This is a genomic window from Pseudomonas putida (assembly GCF_022627325.1).
In the GTDB taxonomy this organism is placed as follows: Bacteria; Pseudomonadota; Gammaproteobacteria; order Pseudomonadales; family Pseudomonadaceae; genus Aquipseudomonas; species Aquipseudomonas putida_X.
On the sequence record NZ_JAETZZ010000001.1, the window covers coordinates 477,411 to 491,075 of the forward strand.

The window sequence follows — 13,665 nt, forward strand, 5'->3', positions numbered from 1 at the left end:
TACCCATCACCATGAACCGTCATACCGATACGCAGTACCCCAGCCTGGCCGGCAAAGTGATCTTCATCAGCGGTGGCGCCTCGGGCATCGGCCGCGCCTTCGTCGAAGCGTTCGTCGCACAGGGTAGCCGCGTCGCCTTCCTTGACCTGGATGCCGAGGCCGGGCAGGCGCTGGCGCAGACGCTGGGTGCCAGCGTGCTGTTCTTGCGCTGTGATGTGCGCGATATCGAGCGCTTGCAGGCGTGTGTGGCCCAGGTGGAACGCACTTGGGGCGCCATCGATGTGTTGATCAACAACGCCGCCCGCGATGACCGCCATGCCTTGGCCGATGTCAGTGTCGAGTACTGGGACGAACGCATGCAGACCAACCTGCGCCACGCCTTCTTCGCTGCGCAGGCTGTCACGCCCGGCATGGCGCGGCGCGGCAGCGGGGCGATCATCAACATGGGCTCTATCTCGTGGATGCGCGGGCGGCCTGGGATGGTCTGCTACACGACCGCCAAGGCAGCGCTGAACGGTATGACACGTACCCTGGCGCGTGAGCTGGGTGGGCAGGGTATCCGAGTCAACAGCCTGGTGCCGGGTGCCATCCGTACCGAACGCCAGGATGCTATGTGGGCCGCCGACCCGGCCGGCCTAGAAGCGGCCAGCCAAGCTTTCGTCGATCAGCAGATGCTCAAGTTCCGCCTGGATGCCAGCGATTGTGCGCGCCTGGCTCTGTTCTTGGCCAGTGACGACAGCCGTGGCTGCACCGGCCAGAACTTTGTCGTCGACGCCGGACTGTCGATTCAGTAACCCCCAGATCGTCGTCAGGCGCTTATTTCACGAAAAAATCGTAGCGCTGCGAAATCGATCTGAGTATGCTCCGATTATTCAATTTCGCAGCGCTACGATTTTGCGTGGCGCCATTGGCAAAAGGCTCAGCTCATGTCTGAAAAACACAAGAAAATCGAAGAACTGCGCAGTCAGCGGTGGTTCGCCCCAGACACCATCCGTGCATTCGCCCATCGCCAGCGCCTGCAGCAGATTGGCCTGCGTCGTGAGGAGTTCATGGGCAAGCCAGTGATTGCCATCCTCAACACCTGGAGCGAGATGTCGCCCTGCCATTCGCACCTGCGCGAGCGTGCCGAAGCGGTCAAGCGCGGTGTCTGGGCGGCGGGAGGCTTCCCGGTGGAGTTGCCCGTGCAGTCGGTGGGCGAGGTGATGGTCAAACCGACCACCATGCTCTACCGCAACCTGCTGGCGATGGAGGCTGAAGAGCTGCTGCGTTCGTTACCGATCGACGGTGCCGTGTTGCTGGGCGGCTGCGACAAGTCCACACCTGGCCTGCTGATGGGCGCACTGAGCATGGACCTGCCGGTGATCTACTGTCCGGCGGGGCCGATGTCTAACGGCCAGTGGCGTGGCGTCAAGACCGGTGCCGGCACCCACACCAAGAAGTACTGGGACGAGCGTCGCCTGGGGCTGATCGACACGGTCGCCTGGGAAGAGCTCGAAGGCGCCATGACCCGTTCGATCGGCACCTGCAATACCGTCGGCACGGCCTCGACCATGACAAGCATTGCCGACGCCATGGGCTTCACCTTGCCTGGTGCATCGAGCATTCCCGCCGCTGACGGTGCTCACCCACGGATGGCCTCGCAGTGCGGTTCGACCATCGTCGACCTAGTCTGGCGCGACCGCCGTCCCTCGACCTGGCTGACCGACAAGCACGTGGCCAACGGCGTAGCGGTTTACATGGCCATGGGCGGTTCGACCAACGCGGCGATCCACTTGATCGCCATTGCCCGGCGCGCCGGCATTGACCTGACCCTCGACCAGCTGGCTGCCGCTGCCGCGAAGATCCCGGTGCTGCTTAACCTGTTCCCGTCCGGCACGGCGCTGATGGAGGACTACCATTTTGCTGGCGGCCTGCGCGCGCTGATGCGCAAGATCGAGCCGCACCTGCACCTGGAATGTGAAGGTGCCACCGGCCAGAGCTGGGACAGCCTGCTGTCCGATGCCCCGTGTTACGACGACGACATCATTCGCCCACTCGACAACCCGGTGGTCAGCCTCGAGCAAGGCGCGACCCTGGCGCTGCTGCGCGGCAACCTGTGCCCCGATGGCGCGGTGATGAAGTCCTCCGCGGCCGACCCGCGCCTGCGCCGCCACAGCGGTCCGGCACTGGTCTTCGATGACCATGAAACCCTCAGCCGGATGATCGACGACCCGGCCCTGGACGTCACCGCAGACACCGTGCTGATCCTGCGCAACGCTGGCCCCGTGGGTGCACCGGGCATGCCCGAGTGGGGCAATTTGCCGATCCCCAAACGCCTGCTTGAGGCCGGTGTGCGTGACCTGCTGCGCATCTCCGACTCGCGCATGAGCGGCACCCACTACGGCAGCTGCGTCCTGCATGTGGCACCAGAGGCTGCCGTTGGCGGGCCGCTGGCACTGGTGCGCACGGGCGACATCATCGACCTGGACGTTGCTGCTGGCACGCTGAACATGCGTGTCAGCGACGACGAACTGGCCCGCCGCCGCGCCGGGCATGTGCCCCAGCACAAGACCTACGGCCGCTCCTTCGCAGCGCTCTATCAGCAGCATGTGACCCAGGCCAACGAAGGCTGTGACTTCGACTTCCTGCAGGCCGGCGAAGCCGTGCCCGAGCCACCCATCCATTGAACCTTGCCCAGGAAACTGACTGATGCTCGAACTCAAAGACCCTTCTTTGCTCAAACAACAGGCGTTCATCGACGGCCAATGGGTCAGTGCCGACTCCGGCGAAACCTTCGTCGTCACCAACCCGGCCACCGGTGAGGCACTGGCGCGCATTCCTCAAATGGGCGCTGCCGAAGCCGAGCGCGCGGTGCTGGCCGCGCACCGTGCCTTCAAGCCTTGGAAGCGCAAGACCGCCAAGGAGCGCGCCGAACTGCTGCAGCGCTGGTACGCGCTCATGGTCGAACACCAGGAAGACCTTGCCCGCCTGCTGACCGCCGAACAAGGCAAGCCACTGGCCGAAGCCCGTGGCGAGCTGGCCAACGGCATGTCCTTTGTGCAGTGGTTCGCCGAGGAAGCCAAGCGCGTGTACGGCGATACCATCCCGCAGCCTTCGGCAGACAAGCGCATCATCGTCACCAAGGAACCGATCGGCGTTGCCGCCGCCATCACACCGTGGAACTTCCCCCACGCGATGATCACCCGCAAGGTGGCCCCGGCCTTGGCCGCCGGTTGCCCGATGGTGCTACGCCCGGCCAGCCAGACGCCGCTCTCGGCGCTGGCCCTGGCGGCCCTGGCCGAGCGCGCGGGCATCCCCGCTGGCGTGTTCAGCGTGGTCACCGGCAGCGCGACCCAGATTGGCAGCGTGCTGACCGGCCACCCGCTGGTGCGCAAGTTCAGCTTCACCGGCTCCACGCCGGTGGGCAAGCTGCTGATCGGGCAATGCGCCGAGACCGTGAAGAAGGTGTCGATGGAACTGGGCGGCAACGCGCCGTTTATTGTCTTCGATGACGCCGACCTCGACCTGGCCGTAGAAGGCGCGATGCTGTCCAAATTCCGCAATGCCGGGCAGACCTGCGTCTGCGCCAACCGCATCTACGTGCAGGACGGCATCTACGACCGCTTTGCCGAGAAGCTCGCCGCTGCCGCCTCGGCCCTGCGTCTTGGCAATGGCGCAGAGGCCGGCATCACCCAAGGCCCGATGATCGACGAGAACGCCGTACGCAAGGTCGAAGAGCACATCAGCGATGCCCTGGAGAAGGGCGCCCGGCTGATCGCCGGCGGCCAGCGCCACGCTCTGGGTGGCAGTTTCTTCGAACCGACCGTGCTCACCGAAGTCACCGCGCAGATGAAAGTGGCCGTCGAGGAAACCTTCGGGCCGCTGGCGCCTCTGTTCCGCTTCTCTAGCGAGGACGAGGTGGTCGAACTGGCCAACGCCACCGAGTTCGGCCTGGCCAGCTACTTCTATAGCCGCGACATCGGCCGCGTGCTGCGCGTCAGCGAAGACCTTGAATACGGCATGGTCGGCGTCAACACCGCGGCAATCGCCAACGAGATGGCGCCGTTCGGTGGCGTCAAGCAGTCGGGCCTTGGCCGCGAAGGTTCGCGCTATGGCATCGAAGACTACCTCGAAATCAAGTACGTGTGTCTCGGCGGCGTCGACCGCTGAAGTTTGGCAAAGGGGGCCTTTGCTGCCCCCTTTGACTGAGCATCCATAAGAACAATAAGCCCCGCATGGAGTAGCCCCATGTCCGATACCCCCAATGCGCGCCGCCGCTTCTTGCAAGGCGGGCTGGCGCTCATCCCGTTGGTGACGCTCGCCAGCCATACGTGCGCCTGTTGCTGCTGTCGGGGATCGGCAAGCCCTATGACCCGGTCAGCGGGGAAGGGGTGGTGGGCAAGAACTATGCGTACCAGATGAATGGAGGTGTCAGCGTGATGCTGCCCAAGGGTACGCAGCTCAATCCTTCAAGACCGGGCGAACGGACAAGGCGGCGGTCTTTGGCAGCATGAGCGAGGTGGTGGTGGACCCGGATGATCGCCCCTTCATAGCGGATCCGGCAACCTATCAGGCATTGCATGACGGAAAGACGCCGACCCTGGGGGCCAGAATTTACGCCGACAACTGTATGGCCTGCCACCGCAGTGATGGCAAAGGGTACGCGCAAGTGTTTCCCGCACTGGCGGGCAACCAGTGTTGAATGTGGACGATCCGCAGTCGTTGATTCGCCTGGTACTGGAAGGGGGAACGTTGCCTTCAACCCATTCAGCGCCGACGTCATTCAGCATGCCGCCGTTGGGGTGGCGCTTGTCCGACGACGAGGTGGCTCAGGTATTGAGTTTTGTCCGCAGCGCATGGGCCAATAGAGGCGCTACTGTTTCCGCGAGCACGATCACAGCGGTTCGAAAATCGCTCGCGAGCGATGCGTTGCTGGGAATGCAGAAGCCCGGAAACGTTTCAGGGTTAAAGCCTTGATTGAAGGCGGGGCCTGTGGGTTGTCATCGCTTTTAGGGCCTTGAACGGCGCAAAACCGGGCCCGAACTCATGTTCGGGCAGCCGCTTCATCAAGGCTTGGTCAGTTCTCTGGCCAAGGCTTTCTCTACGCGGCGCATGTGCCGTGCCAAAGCCTGTCGCCGCTGTTTCAGCTGCGCTGCGGGCAACCCGTTCTGTTCCAAGGCCTCACAGGCCGTCATCAAGTGCTGCGCTTCCAGCATCCGCGCCGCGCTGAGGATCTTGTGTGCCTGCTCGGCGATGGCCTCGGGCTGGGCTTGTGGGTCCAGGCCCATGAGGGTTGCCAGGTCCTGCTGCAGGCTCATCAGCAACGCCTTGAGAAACCGCTCACGGTCGTTGGGGTTATCGCCAACGATACTGCGCAGACCTTCGAGATCGAACGGTGGCTCCTTTGCGTGCCGCTCCCGCCGGGGGGCGATGTTGGCCAGGCGTTGGCTCAAGGTGCGCAGGCTGATGGGTTTGAGCAGGCAGTCGTCCATCCCGACACTGAGGCACTTCTGCCTGACTTCGGGCTGAGCGTTGGCGGTATAGCCCAGGATCACGCAGGGAGTACGCCCGTTCTGGCGTTCTTCGGCGCGCACGGTGGCGGCAAGCTGATAACCGTTCATGTGCGGCATGTTGCAATCGAGGACGATCACGTCGAATTGCCCTTCGCGCCATTTTTCCAGGCCTTCGCTGCCATCGCTGGCAGTGGCCTGGCTCAGGCCAAGGTAGCCCAGCTGTTGCGCCATCAGCATCAGGTTGGCCGGGTGGTCGTCGATCACCAGCACCTTCAGCCGGGCATCGGGGACGTCCATGTCATCGGCTTCCAGCACCTGCGGCGGCAGAGCGTCTACACGTTGCAGCGGGACGCTGAAGCGAACCTGCGTGCCGAAATCCGGCACGCTCTTGATGCTCAGGCTCGCGCCCATCATTTCGCACAGGCTACGGCAGATGGCCAGGCCCAGGCCGGTGCCGGCACGAGCGCCCTGGCTGTGTGGGTTGGCCTGAACGAAGGGATTGAACAGCCGTTGCAAGTCATCGTCGTGAATGCCGATGCCGGTGTCACGCACTTCCAGCTCCAGGCTCGGAGGCACTGAGGGGGCTTCTTCATGCAGGCTGAGGCTGATGCGCACCTGACCCTGCCCGGTGAACTTGATGGCATTGCTGATCAGGTTGGACAGGATCTGCTTGAAGCGTAAGGGGTCGAGCAGGACGTGGCAGCGTGCGCTGGGGTCGATCTCGACGTCGAAGGCCAGGCCTTTTTGCCGTGCCTGGCCATCGAACACGCGGCTCACCGATTCGACCAGCGCCGCAAGGTCGACCGGCTCGGGTGCAAGGGACAGGTGGCCAGACTCGATACGCACGATATCCAGGATGTCACCGATCAGGCCCAGCAGGTCCTTGGCCGAATGGTGGGCGACTTCCAGGGAGGTGCGATCGATCTGCCCTTGATGAGCACGCTTGACCGCCAGTTCGAGCATGCCGATGACCGCGTTCATCGGGGTGCGGATCTCATGGCTGATGGTAGCCAGGAAGGTACTTTTGGCGCGGTTGGCATCATCAGCCAATTGCTTGGCCTCGCGCAGCTCCTGCACCAACTTGCGCCGCTCGCTGATGTCGATCCAGCCACCGATGATACCCTGGACCTCACCGAGTGAATCACGGTACGGCAGGATCCAGTGGTAGATGGTGATTTCGCGATCCTTGAGCCGCAAGGGGCGGTCGATGATCAGCGGAACGCCGGCGGCCATCACCTGCAGATAGTCGGCATGGATCTGGCGGGTGCTGTCTGAGCCTGCGAACAGGCTGTCCTCCAGGCGCTTGCCGATGACCTCTTCGTGGGTCGCCTGCACCGCTTCCAGGTAACTGGCATTGCAGCTTTGCAAACAGCCCGCTCTGTCCCTTACGTACATGGGGTGCGGGGTGCCGTTGAGCAGTGCGCCCATGAACTCCAGTTGATCGCTCAGGGCCCGTTCGGCGTGCTGGCGCTGTTTGATCTGGCGGCGCAACCGGGCGTTCCACAGCAGCGCCCCCAACAGCAGCACGGCGGTCCCCAGCAACACTTGCATGGCAAGGCGCCTGAAACCCAGCCAGTTGCTGTCGTCATGCTGGCTGTAGCCACTCCAGCGGTTGTTGATCACCCCCAGTTCTTCCGGCGAAATACTCAGCAGCGCCTTGTCCAGGATCGATGCCAATTCTGTTTCCTGTGCGGAGGTGGCCATGGCGAAGCTCGCAGGCTCGGTACCGACCGTGCTGCGGATCACCAGTTTGGCGTTACCTGCCACGGCATGGTTGGCATCGATCAAGGTCGTGATGACGGCATCGACTGCACCACTGCTCAGCAGTGCCATGGAATAGTAGGGGCTCTCGGTCTCGATCCAGCCGGTCTGCGGGTATCGGGTTGTCAGCAGTTCGGACATTTCGCTGTAGCGGGTGATGGCGATGCGCCGGCCCTGCAAGTGTTCCAGTGAGGTGTACTGGGGCGTTTCGGTGCGCGTCACCAGCACATAGGTGCTTTCCAGGTACGGCCGGCTGAGCTGCAAGTGCTCCTCGCTCATGTCATCCACGGCAAGCGCTGCGATCATGTTCACGCGCCCGTCCTCGAGTCGGGCGATCATCTCAGCGATGCCGTTGGCGCGTTGCACTTCGAAGCGCAGGCCTGTACGCAGGCGGATCAGGTCCAGCAGGTCGGCGGTGACCCCGCGGAAATGGCCATTGCCGTCGAAATACGACAGCGGTGCAGCCGTTTCGTCGATAGCCACCTGCATCACAGGGTGGCGGCGCAACCACTGCTCTTCTTCGGCCGTGAGCTGCAGTTTGCGCTCGCTCAGCAGCAGGTCGCTGCCGGCACTCCAGCGTTTGAAGATGCTGGCGCGCACGGCAGCTGGCTGGCGGTCCAGGGCCAGGTTCACCAGATCCTTGAGAAGGGTATCTTGCGCGCGCATCGCAAAACTGAAGCCGACGCTTTCATGTTTGCCGAAGCTGGCCATGCGCAGGCGCGGCAGGTGGCCGCGGTTGAGCTGGTAGTGCGTGGAGATGGTATCGCCGATGAACACGTCAGCCTGCCCGAACGCTACGGCATTGAGGGCTTGGGAAGATGAACCGAAGGCCAGCAGTTCGGCTTTGGGATAGACAGTGCTGACTTCTTCTCGGGGCAGATAGTGATACAGCATGCCCAGGCGCATGCCCGCCATGCCCGGGTTGAGTGTGCGGCGTTCGTCTTCGCGGGTCACCAGCACTGGCTGGTCCACGGCATAAGGGTCCGAAAGCGCCAGGCCATCGCTCGCTGCTTCATAGCCATTGGCGCTGCCGAGCAGGTCGATCTCACCTTTCTTGAGCGCCTCTACCGCAGCTTGCCGGTTGGGATAGCGCAGCACTCGAATCGGCACTTGCAGGACCTTGCCGATCAGGCTGGCATATTCGGCGGTAAGGCCTTGATAGTCGCGGCCGCCACTGGTTATGTCGAACGGCGGATAGTCGGGTGCCGACGTGCCCAGCTTCAGGTATTGGCGGCCCATCAGCCATTCCCGCTGTTGCGCGGTCAGTTGTGGGGTGACCGGTGGGGCCGAGGAGCGGGAAAGCAGGGAATACGGCACCGCCTCAAGCTGAGAAGCCTGCGCTGCGCAGCAGGCCAATGGCAGTGCTAGGGCCAGCCAGGCAAGAAGTCGCGCCATGTGACACCTCAGACCAGCGCGTTGCGTTTGGCCATTTCAATAAGGTCGACCAAGGTGTCGACCTGGAGTTTCTGCATCAGGCGCTTCTTGTAGGTGCTGACGGTCTTGTTGCTCAGAAACATGCCTTTGGCAATTTCCTTGTTGCTGCGCCCTTGGGCGAAAAGTTGCAGCACCATAAGTTCACGATCATTGACCTGGCGGAAAAGCCGCAGATCGTTATCCGCTGTTTCGTGGTCGGTGTGGATGGCCTGGCTGGGGAAATAGTTGTATCCGGCAAGTACCGCCTTGATCGCGCTGAGCAACTCGCTCAGGTCTTCCTGTTTGCACACATAGCCTGCTGCACCCGAGTGCATGCAGCGTACGGCGAACAGCGCGGGCGATTGCGCGGTGAGGACCAGCACCTTCAGCGGCAACGCCATGGCCTGAAAGCGCGAGAGGACCTCCAGGCCGTCCAGCTTGGGGATGCTGATATCTAGAATCACCAGGTCGGGCAGCGTTTCGCGGATCATCTGCATGGCGTCCACGCCGTTGTCCGACTCGCCGACGACTTTGTAGTTCTGGTTTTCAAGCAGCATACGGACAGCCAGGCGGATGACGGGGTGGTCATCGACAATAAATACGGAGTGCATGTTCAACTTCCCTACGGCGGATGACGAGGCAGGGGGCACCTTAACCCAGTTGCATCTGACATGGGGTGTGAAGTGGGGCGATTAAACGTATATGGGAAATGGCTTACAGTGGAAAGCAATTAGAGCTACGAAGCGTAAGAGTTTGAATCAGTGTCAAAGGTCTATTGGTAACTTTTTATTTGGAGATGCTCTTTCTGTTTAACAGTTGGCGACATTTGTAGGAAATATCCTTCAATAAAAGGGGCCGCATACGTAAAGGCATGCGGCAGCACCCAGGTTCAGGTCGGGCTGGAGCGGCCGGTCATCTCGCGGGCCATCTCGCTGGCATAGCTGTCGGTCATGCCGGCGATGAAATCGATCATGCGCAGGTAGGCTTTGTGCAGAGAATCATGCGGGTGGGGGGCATTGTTACCAATCAGATCGAGTACGCGGCGGCTCTTAAAGGAAGGGGTGCGCCCGCCATGCTGCTCCAGGGCGGCAGCACAGAAGGTGTTGAGGAGGATTTCCAGGGTGGTGTAGGCACCGATTTCGTGCAGCGTTTTGCGCTTGTCCTGGAATATCTTGTTGCGTGCCATGTCCTTGGCCTGAAGCACGCAGCGCTTGGCCGGGCCATGCATGTGCTCGACCAGGTCGCCGCTCAATTGCCCGGCAAGCAAGGCCTGCTGTTGCTCGACGAAAGCGCTCGCAGCGGCGTTGGTCAGGTGCTCGATGGCCTTGCCACGCAAGATCGCCAGCTTGCGTCGCCGCGAATCTGCAGGGCCAAGCTGGCGATAGGTTTCTGGCAAGTCATCGCCGACCAGGTCCAGCAACAGTGCTTCCACTTCGGCGTACTGCAGCAGCTCCATCTCCAGGCCATCTTCCAGGTCGATCAGGCCGTAGCAGATGTCATCGGCTGCCTCCATCAGATAGACCAGCGGATGGCGCGCCCAGCGTTGCTCCTCCAGCAAGGGCAGGCCGAGCTTCTGGGCGATCTGTTCTAGCAGCGGCAGTTCGCTTTGGTAGCAGCCGAACTTGTGCTTCTTGTACCCCAGGGCATCGGCATGCCGGGCGGTCCAGGGGTACTTCAGATAGGTACCCAGGGTGGCGTAGGTCAGGCGGGTACCGCCGTCGAACTGGTGATACTCAAGCTGGGTGAGCACGCGAAAGCCTTGGGCATTGCCTTCGAAATTGAGGAAGTCGCCGCGCTCGTCATCCGTCATGTCATCCAGCCAGCCGCGCCCTGCAGCCTGCTGGAACCAATGGCGGATGGCATCTTCGCCGGAGTGGCCGAACGGTGGGTTGCCGATGTCGTGGGCCAGGCAGGCGGACTGCACGATCATGCCTAGATCACTGGGTTCGCACCAGTCAGGCAGGCTGCCCCGCAACGTTTCGCCGACGCGCATGCCCAGTGAGCGCCCTACACAGCTAACCTCGAGGGAATGGGTCAGGCGTGTGTGAATGTGGTCGTTGCTGGAAACCGGGTGAACCTGGGTCTTGCGCCCCAGGCGGCGAAACGCGCCTGAGAAGATGATCCGGTCGTGGTCCTTGTGGAAGGGGCTACGCCCCAGTTCCTCCGGGCTGTACAGGGCTTTGCCCAGGCGCTCGCGGGTGAGCAGGGTATGCCAGTCCAAGGCTCGCTCTCCTGTGGGTCGAATGGCGTAGCTTCCGGTGTCGCGCGGGGCTGTGCAAGCGGAAAATCGCTACCGGCCTTATCGTCGGCAAGCCGTCGCGCACAGGTGCAAGCCACGCTGCAAACGCGTGGGTCACCTGTGATTGACGGCTCTGGTAGTGGCTCAGGAGCGCCGTGGGCCTTGCAGATACAGCTTCACCAGCGGCAGCAGGGTAGTGCCCAGGCGCACCAGCCGCGACAGGTTGCCGCTGCGCACCCCTTTGCCGGTCAGAAAGCCCAGCGCGACCACTGCACCAATGCCCCATAGAGGGGCGTGCTTGATGCCCAGGCCATCATGCAGTGAGCCGCCCATGCCGCGCAGGCGGTGCAGTGGCTGCAGCATTTGCCCGGACTCCTGGCGGATTTGCTGGCGGTGCATCTCCATGCGCAGGCGCAGCAGGGCTTTGCGCAGCTCTCGTGGGTTACGTGTATTGGGTAGTTCAGGCAGGCTCATGGCAGCAGACGCTCCCGATCCTTGGCAAGTTCTTCGAGGGTGGCGCCAAACGGCGAAGACTCATCGAACACCGCGGCTTTCAAGCGAAGGCCGCAATACAGCGCAGCCACACCATAAAACACACACAGGCCGATTATCCCGGCCAGGCGGTAGCTGTCCCACAGCAACACCAGCAGCAGGCCTGACAAGGCTGTCAGCAGCAGCAAGGCGAACACCAGCGCCAGGCCGGCGAACAGCAACAGGCTCAGGGTGCGTCCTTTCTGCTCCTGCAGTTCGATACCGAACAGTTCGATATGGCTATGCAGCAGCCCCAGTATCGCGGCGCCCAGGCGCCTGCCCGAAGCGCCGGTGCCAATGGCGTCATTGTCCATGGAAGCTCCTTAACGCCGATTGGCCAACAGGCCAATCAGCAGGCCGACACCTGCGGCAATGCCGATGGCCTGCCAAGGGTTTTCCTGTACGTAGTGCTCGGCACTGCCCAAGGCTGCCTGGCCCCGCTCACGTACCGACTCCTGGGTCAGTTGCAAGGTTTCTCGGGCCTGGGTAAGGCGCTCGTGAATCTGCTCACGCAGCTCATCGGCCTGGTCGCCCGCCAGGTTGGCGGTGTCGGCCAGGAGCTTCTCTGTGTCACGGACCAAAGCCTGAAAGTCCGCCATCAATATCTCTTGTGCAGTCTTTGCCGATTTGCTGGCCATGGTGCTCTCCCTGTGTCGATATGTAGGTCATTCGAGTTTCGCTGTGCGCTGAAGGTTCATTTCCGTTGCTGGTATGGGCCTTGCTAAAGAAGATTGCCACAACGCGGGGCGTAAACCGCAGCGGTGCGCCGATAAAGGGCAACGACCCCGGCATATACCGATAAACCTTAACCCAATCCACGACAAACCCAAGAAAAACCACGCAGGCTTCGCTCGGTTCACCGTACCCGGGCAGTGGGCTGGCACCGATCCGGTGCATGGATGCAGGTTCTTGAACTGTCCTGGTGCCTTTTTTCAGTCAGGTCTGCCTTTTCATGGACAACATGCACAGCGCCATGGACACCCTGGTCCACGGCTCCAATACACTTTTCATCCTCATGGGCGCCATTCTGGTGCTTGCCATGCACGCGGGCTTCGCGTTTCTCGAAGTGGGCACCGTGCGCCACAAGAACCAGGTCAATGCCTTGTCGAAGATACTCAGCGATTTCGCCATCTCGGCGCTGGTGTACTTCTTCATCGGTTACTGGGTTGCCTATGGTGCGAGTTTTCTGGCCCCGGCATCCCAGCTGGCCGCCGACCACGGCTATGCGCTGGTCAAGTGCTTTTTCCTGCTGACGTTCGCAGCAGCGATACCGGCGATCATCTCCGGGGGCATCGCCGAGCGTGCGCGGTTCGTGCCTCAGCTGTGTGCCACAGCGTTGATCGTAGCCTTCATTTACCCGTTCTTCGAGGGCGTTGTATGGAATGGCAACTTCGGTGCTCAGGCATGGCTGCAGGCGCGCTTCGGTGCGCCGTTCCATGATTTTGCAGGGTCGGTGGTGGTGCATGCGATGGGCGGCTGGCTGGCACTGGTGGCAGTGCTGCTGCTCGGGGCACGGCGGGGGCGGTACCGTGAGGGTCGGCTGGTGGCCTTCGCGCCATCGAGCATTCCGTTCCTGGCACTGGGCTCGTGGATCCTGATCATCGGCTGGTTCGGCTTCAACGTCATGAGCGCGCAGACCTTGCAAGGCGTCAGTGGCCTGGTGGCGATCAATTCGCTGATGGCCATGGTAGGCGGCACCCTGGCAGCCTTGTTGGCCGGGCGCAACGACCCGGGTTTCCTGCACAACGGGCCGCTGGCTGGCCTGGTAGCGATCTGTGCAGGTTCGGACCTGATGCATCCGCTCGGTGCGCTGGCTACTGGCCTAGTGGCGGGCGTGTTGTTCGTGTGGAGCTTCACTGCCGCGCAAAACCGCTGGAAGATCGACGATGTACTGGGCGTGTGGCCATTGCACGGGCTGTGCGGCGTATGGGGCGGGATCGCCTGTGGCATCTTCGGGCAGGCGAGCCTAGGCGGTATGGGCGGTGTCAGCCTGATCAGCCAGTTGATCGGGAGCCTGTCAGGGGTGCTGATCGCGCTGCTTGGCGGCTTTGTGGTGTACGGGCTGATCCGTGCGGTCCTCGGCCTGCGCCTGAGCCATGAGCAGGAGTTCCAGGGCGCCGACCTGTCGCTGCACCGCATCGGTGCCACCAGCCAGGATTGAGCGATTCAGGTGCACATGGGGCGGTAGCGACCTAGAATAGGCTTCTCATCCACGCCAAACCGGGTCTC

The 13,665-nt window shown here is 62.4% G+C and carries 12 protein-coding genes and 1 pseudogene; 7 read left to right on the forward strand and 6 right to left on the reverse strand.

Annotated elements, in window-relative coordinates; translation table 11 throughout:
* Positions 1–11 precede the first annotated feature (11 nt).
* The 6 genes and pseudogenes from JNA92_RS02140 (at position 12) to JNA92_RS02165 (ending at position 4,956) form a co-directional block, all read left to right on the forward strand.
* Entirely contained in the window at positions 12–794 is a 783-nt protein-coding gene (locus tag JNA92_RS02140) for a sulfoquinovose 1-dehydrogenase (RefSeq protein WP_241803127.1), read from the forward strand.
* Positions 795–926: 132 nt separating this feature from the next.
* A complete protein-coding gene (locus tag JNA92_RS02145) occupies positions 927–2,666 on the forward strand; it encodes a 6-deoxy-6-sulfo-D-gluconate dehydratase (RefSeq protein ID WP_241803128.1) in 1,740 nt (579 codons plus the stop codon).
* Positions 2,667–2,688: 22 nt separating this feature from the next.
* Positions 2,689–4,149, forward strand: coding sequence for a 3-sulfolactaldehyde dehydrogenase (locus tag JNA92_RS02150; protein ID WP_241803129.1), 1,461 nt, complete (start codon positions 2,689–2,691; stop codon positions 4,147–4,149).
* A 161-nt stretch (positions 4,150–4,310) separates the two neighbouring features.
* Positions 4,311–4,401: pseudogene (locus tag JNA92_RS02155) on the forward strand (hypothetical protein); the annotation flags it as partial.
* Between the two features lie 88 nt (positions 4,402–4,489).
* The gene (locus JNA92_RS02160) at positions 4,490–4,681 is read left to right on the forward strand and encodes a c-type cytochrome (RefSeq protein WP_241803130.1); all 192 of its coding nucleotides are present in this window, start codon (positions 4,490–4,492) and stop codon (positions 4,679–4,681) included.
* Entirely contained in the window at positions 4,675–4,956 is a 282-nt protein-coding gene (locus JNA92_RS02165) for a c-type cytochrome (RefSeq protein ID WP_241803131.1), read from the forward strand. The genes JNA92_RS02160 and JNA92_RS02165 overlap by 7 nt, the downstream gene beginning before the upstream one ends.
* An 89-nt stretch (positions 4,957–5,045) precedes the next feature.
* On the opposite strand, the gene JNA92_RS02170 is transcribed toward JNA92_RS02165, so the two are convergent.
* From JNA92_RS02170 to JNA92_RS02195, 6 genes are all read right to left on the reverse strand, one after another.
* Complete coding sequence (locus JNA92_RS02170) at positions 5,046–8,648, reverse strand: transporter substrate-binding domain-containing protein (RefSeq protein ID WP_241803132.1); 3,603 nt, start codon at positions 8,646–8,648, stop codon at positions 5,046–5,048.
* A gap of 8 nt (positions 8,649–8,656) precedes the next feature.
* Positions 8,657–9,277: a response regulator transcription factor gene (locus tag JNA92_RS02175; RefSeq protein ID WP_241803133.1), complete on the reverse strand. Its 621-nt coding sequence runs from the start codon at positions 9,275–9,277 to the stop codon at positions 8,657–8,659.
* A gap of 278 nt (positions 9,278–9,555) precedes the next feature.
* Positions 9,556–10,887 carry a deoxyguanosinetriphosphate triphosphohydrolase gene (locus tag JNA92_RS02180; protein WP_241803134.1) on the reverse strand — a complete coding sequence of 444 codons (1,332 nt, stop codon included), beginning with the start codon at positions 10,885–10,887 and terminating at the stop codon, positions 9,556–9,558.
* Between the two features lie 162 nt (positions 10,888–11,049).
* A complete protein-coding gene (locus tag JNA92_RS02185; RefSeq protein ID WP_241803135.1) occupies positions 11,050–11,379 on the reverse strand; it encodes a hypothetical protein in 330 nt (109 codons plus the stop codon).
* Positions 11,376–11,750, reverse strand: coding sequence for a phage holin family protein (locus tag JNA92_RS02190; protein WP_241803136.1), 375 nt, complete (start codon positions 11,748–11,750; stop codon positions 11,376–11,378). The genes JNA92_RS02185 and JNA92_RS02190 overlap by 4 nt, the downstream gene beginning before the upstream one ends.
* Positions 11,751–11,759: 9 nt before the next feature.
* Positions 11,760–12,074 (reverse strand): DUF883 family protein, encoded by a 315-nt coding sequence (locus JNA92_RS02195; protein ID WP_012313531.1) that lies wholly within the window; start codon positions 12,072–12,074, stop codon positions 11,760–11,762.
* A 314-nt stretch (positions 12,075–12,388) separates the two neighbouring features.
* On the opposite strand from JNA92_RS02195, the gene JNA92_RS02200 reads away from it, so the two are divergent.
* Positions 12,389–13,597, forward strand: coding sequence for an ammonium transporter (locus tag JNA92_RS02200; RefSeq protein ID WP_241803137.1), 1,209 nt, complete (start codon positions 12,389–12,391; stop codon positions 13,595–13,597).
* Positions 13,598–13,665 lie beyond the last annotated feature (68 nt).